Source organism: Nucisporomicrobium flavum (assembly GCF_016464385.1).
In the GTDB taxonomy this organism is placed as follows: Bacteria; Actinomycetota; Actinomycetes; order Mycobacteriales; family Micromonosporaceae; genus Actinoplanes; species Actinoplanes flavus_A.
The window spans coordinates 76238-95377 of record NZ_JADMLH010000017.1 but is presented as its reverse complement, the minus strand read 5'-3'; the positions used below and the strand labels follow the sequence as shown (position 1 = coordinate 95377).

12 protein-coding genes are annotated in these 19140 nt (G+C 75.7%); 1 reads left to right on the top strand and 11 read right to left on the bottom strand.

Annotated elements, in window-relative coordinates; translation table 11 throughout:
* Window positions 1–76 precede the first annotated feature (76 nt).
* Complete coding sequence (locus IT780_RS42270) at window positions 77–1276, top strand: DUF1996 domain-containing protein (protein ID WP_199515516.1); 1200 nt, start codon at window positions 77–79, stop codon at window positions 1274–1276.
* On the opposite strand, the gene IT780_RS31760 is transcribed toward IT780_RS42270, so the two are convergent.
* The 11 genes from IT780_RS31760 to IT780_RS31710 all read right to left on the bottom strand — a co-directional run bounded on the left by IT780_RS31760 (window position 1270) and on the right by IT780_RS31710 (window position 19135).
* Window positions 1270–1956 (bottom strand): ABC transporter ATP-binding protein, encoded by a 687-nt coding sequence (locus IT780_RS31760; protein ID WP_199515515.1) that lies wholly within the window; start codon window positions 1954–1956, stop codon window positions 1270–1272. The genes IT780_RS42270 and IT780_RS31760 overlap by 7 nt on opposite strands.
* Window positions 1956–2900, bottom strand: a complete 945-nt coding sequence (locus IT780_RS31755; RefSeq protein WP_199515514.1) for an ABC transporter ATP-binding protein — start codon at window positions 2898–2900, stop codon at window positions 1956–1958. The genes IT780_RS31760 and IT780_RS31755 overlap by 1 nt, the downstream gene beginning before the upstream one ends.
* Window positions 2897–5578 (bottom strand): ABC transporter permease, encoded by a 2682-nt coding sequence (locus IT780_RS31750; RefSeq protein ID WP_199515513.1) that lies wholly within the window; start codon window positions 5576–5578, stop codon window positions 2897–2899. The genes IT780_RS31755 and IT780_RS31750 overlap by 4 nt, the downstream gene beginning before the upstream one ends.
* Window positions 5575–8661 carry an ABC transporter permease gene (locus IT780_RS31745; protein WP_199515512.1) on the bottom strand — a complete coding sequence of 1029 codons (3087 nt, stop codon included), beginning with the start codon at window positions 8659–8661 and terminating at the stop codon, window positions 5575–5577. Before IT780_RS31745 ends, IT780_RS31750 begins: the two co-directional genes overlap by 4 nt.
* A gap of 46 nt (window positions 8662–8707) precedes the next feature.
* Window positions 8708–9400, bottom strand: coding sequence for a phosphatase PAP2 family protein (locus tag IT780_RS31740; protein ID WP_199515511.1), 693 nt, complete (start codon window positions 9398–9400; stop codon window positions 8708–8710).
* Window positions 9401–9447: 47 nt separating this feature from the next.
* A complete protein-coding gene (locus IT780_RS31735) occupies window positions 9448–10146 on the bottom strand; it encodes a phosphatase PAP2 family protein (protein ID WP_199515510.1) in 699 nt (232 codons plus the stop codon).
* Between the two features lie 42 nt (window positions 10147–10188).
* A complete protein-coding gene (locus IT780_RS31730; protein ID WP_233413829.1) occupies window positions 10189–12432 on the bottom strand; it encodes a transglutaminase TgpA family protein in 2244 nt (747 codons plus the stop codon).
* Window positions 12433–12478: 46 nt separating this feature from the next.
* A complete protein-coding gene (locus IT780_RS31725; RefSeq protein WP_233413828.1) occupies window positions 12479–13621 on the bottom strand; it encodes a DUF58 domain-containing protein in 1143 nt (380 codons plus the stop codon).
* Window positions 13622–14316: 695 nt separating this feature from the next.
* A complete protein-coding gene (locus tag IT780_RS31720) occupies window positions 14317–15303 on the bottom strand; it encodes an AAA family ATPase (protein WP_199515508.1) in 987 nt (328 codons plus the stop codon).
* Between the two features lie 10 nt (window positions 15304–15313).
* On the bottom strand, window positions 15314–17995 hold the full coding sequence (locus IT780_RS31715; protein ID WP_372443840.1) for a fibronectin type III domain-containing protein: 2682 nt from the start codon (window positions 17993–17995) through the stop codon (window positions 15314–15316).
* A gap of 114 nt (window positions 17996–18109) precedes the next feature.
* Window positions 18110–19135 carry a tetratricopeptide repeat protein gene (locus tag IT780_RS31710; protein ID WP_199515507.1) on the bottom strand — a complete coding sequence of 342 codons (1026 nt, stop codon included), beginning with the start codon at window positions 19133–19135 and terminating at the stop codon, window positions 18110–18112.
* Window positions 19136–19140 lie beyond the last annotated feature (5 nt).

The following is a 19140-nucleotide window of genomic DNA, read 5'->3' as shown; positions in this document are numbered from 1 at the left end:
GACCTGAAGGACAGTCATTCTTTGCTGCGGTTTAAGCGCCTCCCGGCGCAGGCCAGGAGCCACCTACCATTCCGCCGTGCCGACTTTCCGCAAGCCCGTCGAGAACCCGTCGCCGCAGCGTACCGGCCGTCACGCCCGGCGCGGGCGCGGCGTGGTCGTCGCCGCCGCAGGCGGGGCGGTCCTGCTCATCGCGACGGCCGCCGTGTCGTTTCATCAGCCGGCCCAGCGGCCCGTGTCCGGGCCGGCCACATCCGGGCCGGCCGTGGCCGCGCAAGCCACCCCGCCGGCCCCGCGCTCCGCGGCACCGTCGCCATCGCCGTCCGTCCTGGCGAAGGCGTCGACCCCGGCCTCAGCGTCGTCGCCCGTCTCCCGGCAGGCCTCCGGAAACGGCTGGATTCCCGTCGACCGGGCCGCGTGGAACGCGCAGGTGGCCCGCTACAAGGCCACGAAGGCCCAGCCCGCCGGCAATGCGGGCAACCTGCCGGAGTTTCGCGCCGACTGCCGGTACAGCCATCGGAAGGCGGACGACCCGATCGTCTTCCCGGGGCTGCCGGGCGCCTCGCACATGCACTCGTTCGTCGGCAACGAGCGCGTGGATGCGTACACGAAGGCCGGTGATCTGATGAAGTTCACCGCCACGACCTGCAAGCCGGTCGTGGACCACTCCGCCTACTGGGTGCCCACCCTCTACGAGGCGGCCACGAAGAAGCCGGTCGAGACCACCGGCTTCCGGGTCTACTACCGGTCGATCAGGAGGAACTCGGACGGCATCATGCCGATGCCGAACGGCCTGCGCCTGATCGCCGGTGACGCCAAGAAGAAGCAACCCACCCCGCGCGGCGCGCAGGGCCAGTTCTACTGCGCCTTCTACGGGCCGGGGGACATCGACGGGTACGCCCGCAGCGACAACGGGAACTGGCCCATCTGCGGCAAGCCGGCCAAACTCCACTTCATGCTGCAGTTCCCCGACTGCTGGGACGGGAAGAACCTGGACAGCCCCAACCACAAGGACCACATGGCGTTCGGGACCGACCAGGGCTGCCCGGCCGGTCACCCCGCACGGATCCCGGCGCTGACCTTCGACATCGCGTACGGGGCGACGGGCACGAAGACCGGCTACTACCTCTCGTCCGACCCGGCGGGGCGCAGCGCCTCCTCGATGCACGGCGACGCGTTCGTGATGTGGAACGTCCAGGCGATGAACCAGCGCGTCCGGAACTGCATCGCTCAGCGCCGTACGTGCAACAACGACGGCTACGACCCGTTCTCCTACTGACCCTCCTCCACGAGCGTGCCGTCGCGCAGGGTGAGAACCCGGTCGGCGCGGTCCATCAGCCCTGGGTCGTGGGTGGCGACCAGCGCCGTCATCCCGCGCGCGTCGACCACCGCGCGGAGCAGGTCCATGATGGAGCGGCCGGTGTCGGAGTCCAGCTGACCGGTCGGCTCGTCGGCGATGAGCACCTGCGGATCGTTCGCGAGCGCCCGCGCCACCGCGACGCGCTGCTGCTGGCCACCGGACATCTCGTACGGCCGCTGCGCCGCGTGCGCGCCCAGCCCGACCAGCTCCAGCAGCACCGCGACCCGCTGCTCGCGCTCGGCGGGAGAGCGGCGCGCGAGCCGCAGCGGCACGCCGACGTTCTCGGCCGCGGACAGGATGGGGATCAGCCCGAACGACTGGAAGATGAAGCCGATGGTGGAGCGGCGCAGCTCCAGCAGGTCCCGTTCGGCGGCCGCGCCCACGTCGTGCCCGGCCACCTCTACCCGGCCCGCGGTCGGCCGGTCCAGCCCGCCGATCAGGTTCAGCAGGGTGGACTTGCCCGCGCCGGACCGGCCGCGGACGGCTACGAGCTCGCCACGCGCCACGGTGAACGACACGCCGCGGACCGCGTGCACGACGCCGTCGCCGGCCGGGAAGTCGCGCCCCACGCCGGTGACCCGGATGATTGTGTCCGGCATCAGCGCTCCTCGCCGGGCCGTACGGCCACGTGATCGGGTTCCAGGGTCAGCCGTACCCGGTCGCGCAGCGTCAGCGCCTCGACGAACGCGGCCGGCAACTGCAGGCGGCCGGCGCGGTCCAGCACCGCGTACTCCTCGCTGACCAGCTCCTCCGTGCCGTCGGTGGCGCGGCGCGCGGAGCGGCGTACCTCCGCGGCGGTCCGGCCGTCCCGGATCGCGACGGCACGGCGCACCTCACCCGCGACGGCGCGGTCGTGGGTCACGACCACCACGGTGACGCCCAGCTCGGCGTTCACGGTCCGCAGCGCGCCGAAGACCTCCGCCGCGGTCGCCTCGTCCAGCTCGCCGGTGGGCTCGTCGGCGAACAGCACCTCCGGGTCGTTGGCCAGCGCCACGGCGACCGCGCAGCGCTGCTGCTCGCCGCCGCTGAGGCGCCCGGGCCGCCGGTCGGCGCGGTCGGCCAGCCCAACCAGCTCGAGCAGCTCCCCGGCACGGGCGCGGGCCGCGCGGCGACTGCCCCGGGCCATCCGTACGGGCAGCTCCACGTTCTCCCGCGCGTCCAGGTACGGCAGCAGGTTGCGTGCGGTCTGCTGCCACACGAAGCCCACGGTGTGCCGCCGGTACGCGAGCCTGCTCTTCGCCGACATGGTCAGCAGGTCGTACCCGGCGACGCGCGCCACCCCGGCGGTGGGTACGTCGAGCCCGGACAGGATGTTGAGCACCGTGGACTTGCCGGAGCCGGACGCCCCGACGATCGCCACCAGCTCCCCGCGGTCCACGACGAGGTCGAGGCCCTGCAGGGCGACCACCTCGACACCGTCGGTGCGGTAGATCCGTACCAGGCCGTCGCAGACGATGTGCCCGGCCAGCCGGTCCGCGCCGCCCGCCCGGGCGGCCGCCCGTTGCGCCGCCCGGCGTTCCAGGCCGGCGAGGTCCTCGGTCATCGGTACTCCTCTCCGAGCCGCAGCGTCTCGCCCAGCCGCATCCGGCGGTTCGCGAGGCTCTCCACCAGCAGCGCCGCTCCGACGGCGAGCAGCACCGTGGCGAGCACGCCGCCGGCGAGCGCGGGATCGATGCGTTCGCGGGTCGCCACCCCCGCGGTGAATCCGGACAGTCCGAGCGCGGGCCCGAGGAGCCGCGGCAGCGCGACGCCGATCAGGCCACCCGCGAGCAGCGCGACCGCGAGCAGCGGCAGGAGCTCGTACAGCAGCAGCCGGCGCCCGTGCGCCGCGGAGAGCCCCAGGGTGCGCAGCCGGGACAGCGTGACGCCCCGGCCCGGCGCGCCGGCGAGCACCGCGAACGCGACGGCCAGCAGCGCCAGCAGGACCGCGCCGGCCGTACCCGCGGCGAAGGTGAAGCTGAGCACCCGGTTGACGCCGTTGTCCTCCAGCTCCGCCCGCCGGCCGTCCCAGGTCGTGACGGTCGTCGGCGGGAGCGCCCAGTCCGCCGGCGCTCGCCCGAGCCCGCCCGTCAGGTACCCGAGCTGCCCGGCGTCGCCGGCCCGGCGCAGCGCCGCGGGGTCCGCGCCGGCGCCCGCGACGACGAAGCGGTTGAACCACAGGGGCCGCCCGGCCGGTACGGGCAGCGCACCCGCGGGCAGCACGACGAACCGCTGCGCACCCACGCCCAGCCCCGGCACCTCCGTGGCGACCGCGGCGATCCGGAACCGGTACTCCGTGCCCTGGACGTCCACCGTGCTGTCGTCGCCGATCTGCGACGCGAGGTCCGGCGAGACCAGCGCGGGCACGGGGCCGCCGCGGGGGACGGGCCGGGTCAGCGCGGACGGCAGCCGGAGGTCGTTGCGGCTGTGCCGGAGCACCCGGTCCAGGGCCGGGCCGTCGACGACGAGCACCCGCACCTGGCCTCGCGCCGGGTCCAGCGACGCGGTGTCCGACCACATCGGCGCCACCGCCCGCACGCCGGGTACGGCGGCCAGCCCTTGCCCGGTGCCCGGCCCGAAACCGCCGCCGGTGATCAGCACGTCGCCGGGCACCTCGAGGTCCGTCGCGCGGTCGCGGGCGTCGGCGATCGAGCCGGTCACCGTGCCGGTGAAGACGCCGGTGGCGACCGCCACCACGAGCACCGCGAGCGGCGCGACGTGCACCGGTGAGCCGCGCCCCGCCCCCGCGAGGCCGAGGAACGGCACGGCGCCCCGGGAGCGCGCGGCCAGGTGGCCGGCCAGCCGCAGGGGCCAGGGCAGCAGCCGCAGGACGATCAGCGCCGCCGCCACCGGGAGCAGTACCGGCACCACCACCAGGTACGGGTCGACGGCGTCGCCGGGGGCCAGGCCGCGACGGCGTACCAGCAGCACGCCGAGCACCGCCAGCAGCACCACGAACGCCTCCGCGACCAGGCGCCGCGCCGACGGGCGGGACCGGGCGAGGTCACGCCGCCGGCCGGTGAAGGCCGGGTGCCGTTGCGTCACCGTGGCCAGCACCGGCGCGGTCAGGGTCGCCACGGCGGCCACCGCCAGCAGCGGCAGCCATCCGTGCGCGGGCGCGCGGCCGGGCAGCTGGGCCGCGGCGAGCCGGCCGGCCAGCACGGCGGCCGGCACGACGAGCAGGGTCTCGGTCAGCAGCCGTCCACCGATGGTCGCGGCGGCGCCGCCGCGCGCCCGGATCAGGGCGAACTCGGCGCGGCGCCGGTCGGCGACCAGCCCCGCGGCGAGCGCCGTCAGGCCCAGCAGGGTCGCCAGGACGCCCGTCTGCACGACGGCCAGCAGCGCGGCCACGGCGCTCTGCTCCCGCGAGTAGCGGCCCAGCGCCGCCTCGAGGTCGCCGGCGAGGACGGTCAGCGGCGGCGCGTTGCGCCGGGCGGACGCCACGGCCGCGGTGAGCGCGGGCACGTCCCGGGCCGACAGACGGTCCTCGTTCAGCCGGTACCGCCACTCGTGCACCACGTCGTCGGTGCGGTCGGCGGCCAACCGGATGCCGGCCGGGTCGGTGAGCAGACCGGCCTGCACGACCGCGCCGTCGCCCGGGTTCGGGCAGGCGGTCCGGGTGAGGGGCATGCCGGACCACATCGCCGCCGCGGGGTCGAGCTGCTCGACGATGCCGACCACGCGGACCGGCACGGTGCCCTGCGAGCCGGTCAGCGTGAACGTGGAACCGACCCGCAGGCCGACGGCGGCGGCCGCCGGGCGCGCCACGGTCGCCTCGATCGTGCCGGACGAGGCGGGTGCGCGGCCCTCCACCAGCCGGATCGCGCGGTCGGCGCCGGTCACCGTACGCACCGACAGGCTCGGCGGGCACTTGTCGGAGAACGGTGCCGCGTCGCCGCCGGTGCTGACCCCGGCCGGCCCGAGCCGCGCGGTGTACCACTGCTCGCCGATCAGGCCCGGTAGCGGCGCGGGCAGCCGCTCCCGGTAGGCGTCCAGCCGGTCGGCGCCGTCCCGGACGACGTCCTCGTCCGGGCGTTGCGCGAAGCCCGCGGGCACGCTGCGGAACGTCAGGTCGCGGACGGTGTCCGGCAGCCGGGCGATGTCGGCGCGCAGGCCCGCGTCGGTGTAGCTGTTGGCCAGCTTCGGCACCCCGCTCACCAGCAGGGTGGCGACCAGGGCGAGGAGCGCGAGCAGGGCGAGCTCCCCGGCGTACGCGCGGGCGCGGTGCAGCACGGCGGTCACCGGTCCTGCCCCACGCTGAGCGGACCTGCTGCGAGCCGGCGGTTCAGGCCCGCCCCGGCCAGGGCGGTCAATGCGAGCGCGAGGACGACGAGCAGCGCCCCGGTGCCGGCGGCCCGGACCCACTCGACGTCCGCCAGCGGCACTGGCACCGGCCGCTCAGCGGCGGGGGTGAGCACCAGCAGCGGCGCCATCGCGATCGCGACGAGCACCCCGGCCAGCAGCCCGGCGAGCGCGCCGATCCCGGCGAGGAACCCCTGCTCCACGAGCAGGGACCGGGTCAGCAGCCGGGGGCTCGCGCCGAGGGCGTGCAGCACGGCCAGCTCGTCCGACCGGCGCCGGGTCGTGGCCTGCACGTCGACCGCCGCCCCGACCGCGGCCAGCAGCACGGCGACCAGGGCGGCGCCGAACAGCGCGCCGCGGGCGCCGGCCCCGAACGGATCCCGGCCGGCGGCGGCCAGCGCCCGCCGGTCGACGAGCTCCACGCCGTCCAGCCGGGCCGCGGCGGCCGCCGCGCCGGCGTGCTCCGCGGGCCGCGTGGCCAGCCACCACTCCCGGGGCACGGGGACGACGCCGCGCCGGGCCAGCAACTGATCGTTGAGCGAGGGCAGGTCGGCCAGCAGCGCCGGCTCGCCCTCGGTGCCGGGTACGGCGGCGACCGTGGCGACGACGGTGACGTCGACCCGTACGCCGCTGACGGTCAGGGTGGTCGACTGCCCGGTCCGCAGCCGCAGCCCGGCGAGCGCGGCGGGGGTGGCCGCCACGGGGACCGGCGCGGAGGTGGCCGGGACGACGGCGAAGTCCACCCGGCCCGACCGCGGCACCCGGTAGGTCGCCGTCAGGGCGCCGGGGCGGGGCCGCGCCACCGGTCCCGTCGACGCCCGGTCCGCCGTCTGCCAGTCCCGTGCGGCCGGCGGCACGTCCAGCCCCTCGATCCGCCAGTCCACGGTGAACCCGGGCGCCGCGGCGGGCGCCTCGACCAGGAAACCCGCCAGGGACCAGGCACCCGGTGGGGGCGTCAGCGTGAACCGGCCGCCGGTGTCCGGCTCGACCGGTATCCGCGCCTGCACGCCGGTGGGGTCGGCGATCACAGCCGTCGTCCGTACGCCCGCAGTCGCAATGACCGTGCCCCGGCGCGGCACAGTGGCGTACGCCGGTGCGGGCCGGGCGGCGGCCAGCCTGCGCCACAGTGCGTCCGGGTCGCCACCGGCGAGGTCGTCGCGCAGGCGCACCACCCGGGCCCCGGTCACCGCGTCCACCGCGACGAGCTGTGCCGCCGGTCCGCCCGTGGCGAGAGGAACGTCGGCGCGGACGCCCGGCAGCGCCGCCGTTACTCCCGGCAACGCGGCGAGCACCGCGGGCCGGTCCGTGGGCGGGACGCCGGCCTCGACCACCCGCAGGTCGGCGCCCGTACGCAGATCAGCCTGGTCGGCGGCGGAACGCCCGGACGTGGCGGCCAGGCACCACGAGACCGTTCCGGCGGCGACAGCCAGGGCCACCAGGACCATCGGGCCCGCATGCGAGCGGCGGCCGGCCTGCCAGGCACCGAACACGGCGGCGCTGTCGGAGACACGTTCCGCGAGGCGCGCGGCGAGCCGGGCCGCCGGGGGCAACAGCCGCAGCGTGAGCACGGCACCCGTGACCACGCCCAGCGTCGGCGCCGCGGCGATCAGCGGGTCGATGCCCAGGCCACCCCCGGAACCCGTGGCCGACAGCGGGGACGCGTACTGGCGCAGCTGCAGCCAGCTCAGCACGGCCAATGCCAGCAGCACGAGGTCGAGGCCCGCGCGCAGCACCACGGACCGGGTACGCGGCCGGGAGCGGGCGGCCAGCTCGGCGGCGTACCCGCGACCGCGCCGCGCGGCCGGTCCCGCGACGGCCAGCGCGCACCCCGCCGCGGCCACCGCCGCCACCACCCAGGTCGACGCCGTGAGCCGGGGACGCAGCTCGAGCACGGCGGCCAGCGCCGGGACCCGGCTCGCCAGCGCGACCAGGCCGACCCCGAGCACAGGGGCGAGCACCGCCGCGGGCAGCACGACGACCAGCGCCTCCCGCACCGCCAGCCCGGCCAGGTGGCCGCGCGAGGCACCCCGGGCCCGCAGCAGCGCCGTCTCGCCGCGCCGGTCCTCGCCGAGCAGGACCGCCATCAGCAGCAGCGCGTACCCGGCCAGCACGATGATCAGCAGTGCCGGGGTGACCAGCGTGGACCGGCCGACCAGATCGGCGCGCGTCAGCCGGGCGGCGAGCGCGGGGAGGCCGGTCTCGGCCGACCTCGACTGGTCCAGCCCGCGGGGCTCCGGCAGCCCCGTCCCGGCAGCTGCTGCCGCGGCGGCGACGCGGGTCAGCTCGTCGAGCGTGGCCGCCTCGAGCCGCGGGTGCACCAGCCACGCGGCGGACGCGGAGGAGGCGAAGTGCGCCCCGAAGTCAGCCGGTTCCGCGACGAGCGGCCCGTACGTCGCGGACTGCGGGCGTACCCCGGTCAGGACCTCGGGCGCCAGCCGCCAGTACGGATCGCCGGTGTTCCCCGGCCGCCACACCCCGGCCACCACGACCTCGGTGATCCGCCCGGTGCGGCGGTCGGCCAGCCGGATCCGGTCCCCGGCCGTCCGGCCCAGGAGCCGCGCGACCGGCTCGGCGAGCGTGATCTGCACGGGCGACGCGCCGGGGGAGGCCCACCGGCCGGCGGTCAGCCGGGCGTGGGCGGGGAGATCGTCTAGGCGCAGGACCGACGCGTACGCGACCCCGGACGAGTCCGGCCGCGCACCACCGGCGGGACCGGCGAACGCCCAGCCCGCGCCGTACTCGGCACCGCTGATCCCCACGGGCACCCCGCCCAGCCCGCCACCGAACGCGCGGCGCAGCTCGACGTCCCACTCTCGCTGCCGGGCGGGGTCGGAGCCCGCCGAGCCGCGGACGAGGATCGAGAGCTCGGCCGGGTCGGCGGCGGCCACGGCGGTCCGTACGCCTGCCTCACTCACCGCGCGGCTGTACACGGTCAGCGCGGCGAGCAGCGTCGCCGCCGTCAGCGCCACACCGGCCGCGGCCAGCAGGAGCGCCGACGCCCCCCGCGCACGCCGCAGCAACATCCCCGGGATCCTGCCAGATCAACCCGCCGGCAGGGGGCGTGCGGCGTCAGCCGTGGGCGAGGCGGCGCGCCGGGTTGTGCTCCCGGGCCCAGCGCACGCTGCGGTCGAGGAACGCGCGCGCCATCACCCACACGCAGACCGCGCCGTTGAGGAAGGACGCCAGCACGTCGGTGGGGTGGTGCATGCCGCGGTACATCCGGGCCACGGCCACCGCGACCGGTACGAGCACCAGGAGCCAGCAGGCCGCCTTCAGGCCCGTACGCTGCACCAGCAGCGACAGCACCAGCGCGAGCCCGACGTAGAGCGCGACCGACGCGGAGGTGTGCCCCGACGGGAAGCTGGACGTCGGCGGCGAGCTGTCCAGGTGGCCGACGGACGGCCGGCGCCGGTCGATCACCAGCGTGGTGAGGAAGAAGACGAGCGCCTGGGCGGTGACCGCCGTGCACAGGAAGATCGGCTCCCGCCAGCGCTTGAGCGTCAGCCGCAGCACGATCGCGGCCAGCGCGGTCACCCCGATGATCACCGGGGTGCTGCCGACCATGCTGAAGAACCCGGAGACGGCGTTGCCCTCGCCCGTACGGTCGCGTTCCAGCTCCCGGTTGATCGAGTCCTCGGCGGTCAGCGGCCACACGTGCAGCATGACCTTCGTGATCAGCAGACCGAGCGCGACCATCACGCCGAACAACAGAGCGACGGGGAGCAGCACCCGCTTGAGCACCTGAACCGCGACATCCGACATGGCGGCGGTCTTACCCGAACGACGCTCCCGTTACGCATCCCCGCGCATCACTTGGACCCGGCGGCCTCGGGCGAGTCCGCGACGGCCGGCTCCACGCCCTGCTCCACGACGGAGTCCAGCCTGCGCCGGGTGAACGCCACGGCCGTCGCGGCGACCACCATCACGCCCAGCAGCCAGCCGCCGACCACGTCGCTGGTCCAGTGCACCCCGAGGAAGATCCGGGTCAGGCCGGTCAGGCCGGCGACGAGGGCCGCGCCGGTCCACAGCACCCACCGCCGCCGCACCACGGGCAGCAGCACCAGCACGAACACCCCGGCGGCGAGCGCGGCGTTCAGCGCGTGCCCGGACGGGAACGAATACCCGGTCGCCCGCGCCACCGGGTCCAGCAGGTCCGGGCGGTTCCGGCCGACGAGCAGCTTCAGCACGGCCCCCAGCACACCGCCGGTGACCATGGTGACGACCACCCACAGCGCCAGCCGCTTGGCCCGGCGCACCAGCAGCCACACGACCAGCCCCAGCGCGGCGGCCCGCAGCGGCGTCGGCCCGAAGATGTTGGTCCACCACACGGCGGCGTTGCGCCAGCCCGGATGCGTGAGCGCCCACGAGTGCAGGGCGTCGGTGATCGCGGCGTCGCCGTCGTGCAGCGGGGCCCAGCCGCCGACGACGAGGACGGCCAGCAGCGCGAACGGTACGAGCACCGCGACGGCGAGCAGGGCGGCCGTGGTCAGCCGCAGGCCGAGCTTCATGGCCGGTCTTGTACCCAGGAACCGCCCCGGTTCACTTCCCCTTCACTTCCGGTGCCACCGCAGCGGACCCGGGTGCACGCTCCACCACGCCCGTTTCCACCACGGCAGCCGGGCGCGCACCGCGTCGGCGTACGCGACAGCCTGGGTGCCGGCCCGCAGCGCCTGCTCGTCGTCCGCGGCGCCGGGCGCGAACGCGACCGTGTTGACCGCCGTGACCAGCTCGTCCAGCGGGGGCAGGTCCGAGCCGGCCGGGGGAACGGCAGGTCGCAGCGGCTCGGGTTCGCCGGGGGACGCCGTGGCCCAGGCCGCCGCCTCCGTCGCCGCCAGATGCCCCGGCACCGGCCGCCCGGCCAGCCGCAACGCATCCGTGAACTCGAACCACGCACCCGTGATCCGCTCGGCCGGCCCACCCGCGGTCAGCCGCCGCCGGCGCAGGCCGCGGCGCAGCAGGACGACGGCCAGCGCGGCGGCGGCCACGGCCAGCAGAAGCGACCCCGACGCGCCGGACGCCACGACGGCCCGGGACATGCCGCCCGCCGCCGGCGCCGGGGGCTCGGCGAGAGCGGGCGGCGCCGAGGCGCTGGCGGTGTCCGTGGGCGGCGGCGGCTCGGACGTCGGCGGGGGCGTCGACGGCTTCGGGGTGAAGTCGTCCTCGACCGGGCGCGGCTTCTCGTCGCTCTTCGGCAGCGGGTCGAACGCCACCCACCCGAGATCGTCGAAGAGCACCTCCGGCCAGGCCACCGCGTCGCCCGCGGTGACCGGGCCGCCCGCCTTCGGCGCGTCGAACCCGACCACGACCCGCGACGGCAGGCCGGTCAGCCGGGCGAGCAGCGCGAACGACGCCGCGAACTGCTCCGACGTGCCGCGCTGGCCGCCCTGGCCGCGCGGGCCGAACAGGAAGAACGACAGATTCGGGTACGCGTGCCCGCTCGGCGCGTCCGGCACCTGGCGGTAGTGCTCGGACAGGAACTCCTCGATCGCCGCGGCGCGGTCGTACGCGGCCCCGTTCCCGTCGGCGAGCTGGTCCGCGAGACGCTGGACGGAGTCGGGCACCCCGGCGCCCACGGTGAGGAACCGCGCCACCGCATCGCCGGACGGGGCGTCGGCGGTGGGCAGCAGGTTGTAGTCGGGCTCCGGCGCCGCGGAAGTGACGGTGTAGCTCAGCCCCGGCGCCAGTTCCTCGGGCCGGATCACCGTGCCGCTGGCCGCGTCGTACGCGATCCGCGTGCCGTCCACGCCGGTCGGGGTGGGCACGACCGGCAGCAGGCGACCGGTCAGCGCCCGTACGGTGATCCGCTGCGTGATCCGCTTGACCGGCACGCCGGGGTCGGAAGGCGGCGACGGCAACACCCGCCCCGCGTTGCGGTACGTGGCACCGACCCGCCACGTGATCCCGTCGTAGTCGGGCAGCACCGCGAGCCGCAGCCGCACCCGCCCGGCGCCCGGGGCGGACGGGCCCACCTCGAGCAGCTTCTGCTTCGGCGCGAGCGCCCAGCCCGAGATCCGGTTGAGCGGGCTCTCGTCCAGGCTGTCGACCTGCGGCGGCTGCACGTACCGTCGCGGGTCGACCGGGGTGGCGGAGACCCGGCCGCCGACCCACGGGCCGACCGCCGCGACCAGGCCGAGCAGGACCACCAGGCCGGTCGCCGCGCCGGCGAGCGCGCGGCCCCGCACGGCCGCGCGGGCCGCCGGGGGTACGCCGGCGAGCGACGGCCCGGCGGCGGGACGGGCGGTGACGGCGAGCGCCACCACGACCAGCGCGGCGAACGCCAGGGTCGCCCGGCCGGCCGACCCCGCGTTGGGCCCGACGACGTAGAGCGCGCCGCCGTACAGGGCCGCGGCCGGCACGCATCCGAGCAGCACCCGCCCCGCCCGCGCGGCGACCTCGTGAGCCGCCAGCCCGGCCAGCCAGGCCGCGACCACCGGCACGACCACGGTGTCCGGCGTGGACTCGATCGGGATCATGGCCGTGAGCAGGCGCGGGATGCCGTTGGCCAGCGCGTCCCGGACGACCTCCGGCAGCGGGTCCGGCACCCCGGCGCGACCGGCGGCCACCTTCAGCGCGAGCAGCGTGTACCCGGCGAGCAGCACGACGGACAGCGGCGCGACGGTCCACGACGGCAGCCGCCGGGTCGCGGCACCCGCGCCGACCGACAGGACGGCCGCCCCGGCCACGAGCTGCAGGAGCAGGCCGTCGGCGTAGATCCGCCCGAGAACCACCCCGGACAGCGAGATCAACACCACGAGGACCACGGGTACGGTCGCAGCCCGCGCCCACCTCACCATCCCCGCACCCCGTCCCAGGCGCACAGCTCGCCGCCCCCGGCCCTGCTCACCATCCGCGGACCCCGTCCCAGGCGCCGGCGAACTGCTCGCCGTCCTCGGCCTCGATCACGATGAGCGAGCCGCCCGCGGAGACCGGCGCGGCGTCCGGGTCGCCGAACAACCCCGCGATCACCACCGGGTACGGCCCGCGCAGCCCACCCACCTCGCCGAGATCCACGCGCCCGCCGGGGCCGGTCAGGTACACCAGCGTGTCGCCCAGCCGGCTCTGCCGCAGGGTACGCACCGTCTGCGTGAGGTCGCCGTCGCGCAGGGACGCCTCGGTCAGCACGTCGAGGAACGGCCCCTCGACCCGGCCCGACACCAGGTGCAGGACGACGGGCAGGTCCTCGCGTACGGCGGCGGCCACGATCGACGCGGCGGCCTCGCATGCGGCCTCGAACGACTCCGCCGTGCCGTCCCGCAGCGCCGGGTGCGCGGCCGCCCGGTCGTCGAGCAGCACCACGATCGTCGGCTCGCTGGTGTCGAGCTGCTCGCGCACCATCAGCTCGCCGACCTTCGCGGAGCTGCGCCAGTGCACGCGGCGCAACTCGTCGCCGACCACGTACTCCCGCAGCGAATCGAAGGTGATCGTGCCGTGCGGGACCTTGTCGATGCGCCCGTCGAGGCTGCGCGCCATGCCCGCCGGGACGGCCCGCAACAGGTGGATGCGCGGGTGCACCCAGACGGTGGCGGTCCCGCCGTACGCCCGCGACAGCGTGAGCAACCCCAGCGGATCGGTCCGCGTCACCCGCAACGGCCCGACGGCCACGATGCCGCGCCGGGTCGTCGGCACCGGATACTCCACCGTGGTGTCCCGCCCGGGCCGCAACCGCAGCAACGGCACGGGTACGTCCGCGGCGCCGCACCGGTCGGCGGCCACGAGGTTCGCGGCACGCACCCGGCTCGTGTTGCGCACGGTCAGCGTCATGGCGGCCGGCTCGCCGCGGGCGACGCGGTCCGGGTCGGCGACCCGCTCCACGCCCAGCCGCGGCCGCCATACGGCAAAGATGATCCCGCATGCCAGCGCGAGCGCCGCCGCGGCGCCGAGCAGCGCCAGGTCCGGGTAGCCGTAACGGAACCCGAGGAGGGGGAGGACGACAGCGGCGGCAGCGACCCCGAGCCCGCGCGTGGTGATCCCGCGCAGCGTCAACCTCGGTCTGCGCCGGCCCGTCGCCGCGCGGCCCCGGCCCTGGCTCCGGCTCCAGCCCCAGCCCCGGCCCCAGCCCCGGCCCCAGCCCCGGCCCCGGCCCCAGCCCCGGCCCCGGCCCCGGCCCCGGCCCCGGCCCCGGCCCCGGCGTCCGGCCCGGGCGGGCCTCGCACGCCCGGGATCGGTCGCGGGCGCCGCCAGCCGGGGACCGTCAGCCGTGCCGCCAGCGAGCGGGCCGGCCACGTCAGCGGGTGGGCCTGCTGTGTCGGCCGGGGGGCGTGACGCGCCGGCGGTTGAAGACGGCGTGCCGGTGACCGGGCGGTCCGCGCCGGTGGGTGGGCGTGGCACGTCGGCGGCCCGGCGTGGCACGTCGGCCGCTGGGCGCGGCGGGCCGGCGGCTGGGCGTGGCACGTCGGCCGCTGGGCGCGGCGGGCCGGTGGGTGGGCGTGGCACGTCGGCGGCTGGGCGCGGCGGGCCGGTGGGTGGGCGCGGGAGGTCGGCGGGCGGGCGCGGCGAATCGGCAGCCGGGCGCGGGAGGTCGGCGGGCGGGCGCGCCGCGTCGGTCGGTGGGCCGGCTGCGGCCGCGGGTGGGTGGGGTGCGGCCGCGGGTGGGCGGGGTGCGGTGTTCGGGCCGCCGGGGTCGGGCGGTGCCGGGGCCGGCTCCCGGGCCGCCGGGTCGGAGCCGGGGGGTGGGGTGGTCACGCTCCGGTGTGCTGGTTGGCCGGGAGCGGGACCGGGACCGAGCGGACCGCGTCGTCGAGGATCTCGGTTGCCGTCACGCCGCGGAGCTGGGCGTCCGGGGAGAGCAGGATGCGGTGGGCGAAGACCGGGCCGACCAGCGTCTTCAGGTCCTCGGGGAGGACGTAGCCGCGGCCGTTGATGAGCGCGTACGCCGACGCCGCCCGGGTCAGCGCGATGACGCCGCGGGGGCTGACGCCGACGCGGACCTGGGGGTGGTCGCGGGTGGCGGCGGCGAGGCGGACCGCGTACGTGTAGAGCGGGTCGGCGATGTGCACACGCAGCGCCATCCGGACCATCTCGCCGACCGTGGCGGTGTCGGTGACCGGTTCGAGCGTGTCGGGGGAGCGCAGGGCCGCCCCGCGCAGCACCTCGACCTCGACGTCCTCGGCGGGGTAGCCGACCGACAGCTTCACGAGGAAGCGGTCGAGCTGGGCCTCGGGCAGCCGGTACGTGCCGTCCATCTCGACCGGGTTCTGCGTGGCCACCACGAGGAACGGCTGGGGCACCGGGTGCGGTACGCCGTCGACGGTGACCCGGCGCTCCTCCATGACCTCGAGCAGCGCCGACTGGGTCTTGGGCGAGGCGCGGTTGATCTCGTCGGCGATGACGATGTTGGCGAAGACCGGGCCGGGGTGGAACTCGAAGCCGCGGCTCGCCTGGTTGAAGATCGTCACGCCGGAGACGTCGGAGGGCAGCAGGTCGGGCGTGAACTGGATGCGGCGCCACTGGCCGCGTACGGCCGCGGCCAGCGCCCGCGCGAGGGTGGTCTTGCCGACGCCGGGCACGTCCTCCAGCAGCACGTGGCCCTGGGCGAAGAACGCGGTCAGCGCCAGCCGGACCACGTCGGGCTTGCCCAGCACGACCGTGCCGACGCGCTCGGCGAGCTGCGCGGCGATCGCGGCGAAGCCCTGGACGTGCTGGGGCGGCAGGGGTTCGGTGCTCACAGTGGCGTCCTCAGCACGTCGGCAGCATGTCGATGTTGTCGCCGGCGTCGAGGTTGAACCAGGCGTACGGGATGTAGTTCTTGCCGCTGTACTTCACCTGGACCCACCAGGTCGACACCTTCTGATGGTTGTAGATGTACGAGTCGATCTTGTCACCCTTCTTCTTGCAGTACGCGAGCAGATCGGTGCCGGGTTTGGCCCAGCCGACCTGCTTGTCGTTGTCCTGCCGGGTGACGCTGAAGATCTCGTTGCCGTTGCGCCCGGGTACGTCGTCGTCGCAGTAGTGCGCGGTGTCGCCGTTCTCGCCGTTGTTGCAGGTCGCTGTGCCGTGCAACTGGTCCGTCTGCACGTCGCGATCCGCCGTGACGGTGCCGGCGGCGTTCTTCACGGTGAGCTTGAACGAGTACGGCGTGCCGGCCGTCAGCCCTTTGACCGTGAGGCTGGAGCAGCTGCCCGAGTCGGACCCGCCGCCGCCGGACATCGAGCAGGTGGCGGTGCCCCCGCCCGCGTCGACGGTGAACGACACGGTGGCGTTGTCGTAGCCGGCCGAGGAGCCGGTGACCGTGACGGTGGGCTTGGCGACCGTGCGGGCCGTGGCCGAGCCGGGCTCGCTCTCGCCGGCCTCGTTGACCGCGCGCACCTCGACCGACACCGTCTCGCCCTCGCCGAAGCCGGTGAGCGTGACGCCGGTGCCGTTCGTGACCTCGGTGGTCTTGCCGCCGGCAGCGACCACGTACTTCGTGATCGGCCGGCCGTTGTCCGCCGGGGCCGTCCAGGCGACCCGGATCGCGCCGGGCTGGTCGCCGACGGTCGCGGCGTCCACGCCCTCGGGGCGGCCCGGTTTGGTGAACGGCACGACGCTGGCGCTCACCGGGGACGCCTTGGAGCCGGCGCCGCGCTCGTTGATCGAGACGACCGTGAACGCGTACTGCTTGCCGTACTCCAGGTCGCCGTCCTTGATGGTCAGCGAGGTGTCCTCGGCGTCGCCGATGGGAGAGCTGCCGCCCTCGCTGATGGCCGTGACCGTGTAGCGCTTGATGTCGAGGCCCTGGCCGTTGGCGGCCGGCCAGCTGACCACCACCGTGCCGTCCGGCTTCGCCTCGGCGGTGACGGCGGTCGGCGCGTCCGGCACCTCGGAGGTCGGCTTGACCGCGTTGCTCGTGCGGGTGGGGCCGTCGCCCTTCTTGTTCACCGCGTGCACCGCGAACCGGTACGTCTCGCCGTTGGTGAGCCCGGCGACGTCGAGCGAGCGCTGGTTGGCGCCCACCTGGAACGTCTTGCCCGCGCCCTCGACCACGTACCGCGTGATGGCGGCACCGTTGGAGGCGGCCGCCTGCCAGGTCACGCGGGCCTCGGCGTTGCCGGCCGCGGCCCGGACGTTGCGGGGCGCGCCCGGCTCGGTGACCGGCGGCTTCTTCGGCTTCGGCGGGGGCGGCGGCGGGTCCGGCGGGGTGGGCGGCGGGTCGCCACCGAGGACGTCGTCGGCGTACTTGTCGACGACCCGGACCTTGTGGGCGTCGTCGACCACGCGCGCGGTGGAGGAGCCGGGCGCGTTGATGAACAGGTAGTTCTCCCGGACCTCCAGCTCCAGCGGGCCGCCCGGGTTGCGGAACCTGATGTTCTTCTGCTCGCGCCCGGCCTGGTCGAACACGTGCACCTTGCCGGTCGGCTCGTCGGCGACGTAGAAGTAGCCCTCCCAGGCGACGGCCGGCCGCAGCTCCGAGCCGTCGCCGGGCACCGTGAAGTCGGTGGTGGTGCGGCCGTCGCTCACGCCGTACACCCGGCGGGAGTCGGCGACGGTGACCGGCACGACCGTGCCCTCGGTGTGCTCCGGCAGCGAGCCGGGGCCGTCGAGCGGCAGCGTCACCGAGACCGGGCCGCCGGTCGCGTCGCGGATGGTGGTCAGCCCGTTGGTGGTGCGGTTGAGCACCGCCACGCCGTCCTCGAGCGTGGAGATCATGAGGTCGTGGTTGCCGGGCGCGACGGACTCGGTGCGCACCAGCACCGGGCCGGTGGGCTTGTCCTTGGCGGCGGTGGTGTCCTTCGCGGCGCCGCTGGCGTCGCCGGGCAGCGGCGCGGGCGTGATCGCGGAGACCGTGCCCTCGCTGGGCACGGCGATCCACAGCCGGCCCTCGCCGTCGAAGGTGCCGCCGGTGATGCCGGGCGGGAAGCGCAGCGACTCGCCGACCGGCTGCAGCGTCGCCGGGTCCAGCTGGCGGATCTCGCCCTGCACGGAGTCGATGACGAACGCGGCGTCGTCGTCGAGGGCGACCCGCACGCCGATGCCGGAGGCCGTGGACCAGGTGCCGGCGGCCTCCTGCAGCGACGTGAGGTCCATCGTGCTCACGGTGCCGGTCTGGACGTCGCGCAGGATCACGAAGCGGTCGTTCTGCGTGACCTGCATCTGGTGTCCGCGGGCGCGTGGCACGTCGACGCGGGTGTCCACCCGGGCGGTGACGCCGTTGACCCGGGCGACCTCGCCCTTCGCCCGGCTCCACACCCAGGACGCGGCGTCGAAGCTCGCCACGGCCTGATCGGCCGCGCCGAGCCCGAGGACGGTGAGCCCGAGGCCCGTGACGAGCGTGAGGACAGTGCCGATCGTGACCAGCCCGCCACGGCTGCGCCACGGCCGCCGGCGCCGGTCGGTCATCGCGCCCTCACTGGGCGCATCTGCACTGGCCACGGCCCGCATCCCTCCCGTTCACCGGCTGACCTGCTCAAGGACGCAGGCCATCATAGGGGTCGGTGTGGGGACGTGGACACCCGGCCAGTCACGGTTGTGGATAACCGTGATCGCCCAGAGTGATCATTTCCGGCTCTTCCCCGGGGACGGGTCACTGCGTGTACGGCTGGTGCACGACTGCGGCGATGTGGCGAACTGGCTCGTGCTGTATACCGCCACGACGGCGAAGCAGTAGTCCAGGTCCGGGTTGAGCCCGTTGAGGTTGAACGAGGTCGTGGTGGGTCCGACCTGTCCCATGGGCTTGAGCTGCTCGCCCGGCCGGCCCCCGGTGATCAGGAACGACGTCCGGCCGTTGGCGGGGTCGGACCAGAAGAGCTGCACCGACGCCCCGTAGTCGCGCACGCGCACGTCGGTGGGGGCCGGGCCGCTCAGAGTTGGCACATCGGACTTGCCGCCGTCGTCACCGGACCTCGCCAGCACGACCACCAGCGCGGCCACGGCGATGACCACCCCGAACCCCGCGGCGATCGCGGCGAACAGAGCCGGCGACCGTCCGCCGGCCGCGGGCGCCGGAACTGCCGTGGTGATCGGGGGCACAGAAACAACGTGCGGTGGCGGCTGCTCGACATACGTCACACGCTGCGCGGGGATGTGAGGGGCAGGCTGGGCCACAGGTGCGGGAGTCGGAGTGGGAGTGGGCAGCTCGATGCGTACCGTCGGAGGTTCGTCGCCCAGATAGGCCCGCGCCCGGGTGACCGCCCAATGGTCCGTGCCCAGCACCGCCGGCCCGTGCGCGGCGACGCGGCCGAAGGCGCGGCGGGCCTCGTGCCGGTTCTCCATCTCCTCCGCGACCACCCCCAGGTCGAAGGAGATGCCGAGCATCACGGGATCGGTGTCGCCGAGCCGCCACTGCCCGGCCGCGTACGCCTCCTCCAGCACGCGCCGGGCGCCCGGGGCGTCGCCGGCCTGCTGGTGCACCGTGGCGAGCTGCTGAGCGGTGAGCAGCACGTCGGGGTCGTCCTCGCCCAGGTTGAGCCGGCCCAGCTCGACGGCGTGCTCGAGCACGGCGCGGGCCTGGGCGAGGTCGCCGGATCCGGCGAGCGCCTGGGCGCGTTGCCGGGAGGCGTGGAGGGGGGACGGCTGCGACACGCAGG

Coding starts and splice junctions, on each gene's coding strand:
- IT780_RS31760 (WP_199515515.1), bottom strand. CDS start 1,956: ATGCCGGACACAATCATCCGGGTCACCGGCGTGGGGCGCGACTTCCCG.
- IT780_RS31755 (WP_199515514.1), bottom strand. CDS start 2,900: ATGACCGAGGACCTCGCCGGCCTGGAACGCCGGGCGGCGCAACGGGCG.
- IT780_RS31745 (WP_199515512.1), bottom strand. CDS start 8,661: ATGTTGCTGCGGCGTGCGCGGGGGGCGTCGGCGCTCCTGCTGGCCGCG.
- IT780_RS31740 (WP_199515511.1), bottom strand. CDS start 9,400: ATGTCGGATGTCGCGGTTCAGGTGCTCAAGCGGGTGCTGCTCCCCGTC.
- IT780_RS31735 (WP_199515510.1), bottom strand. CDS start 10,146: ATGAAGCTCGGCCTGCGGCTGACCACGGCCGCCCTGCTCGCCGTCGCG.
- IT780_RS31730 (WP_233413829.1), bottom strand. CDS start 12,432: ATGGTGAGGTGGGCGCGGGCTGCGACCGTACCCGTGGTCCTCGTGGTG.
- IT780_RS31715 (WP_372443840.1), bottom strand. CDS start 17,995: ATGCGGGCCGTGGCCAGTGCAGATGCGCCCAGTGAGGGCGCGATGACC.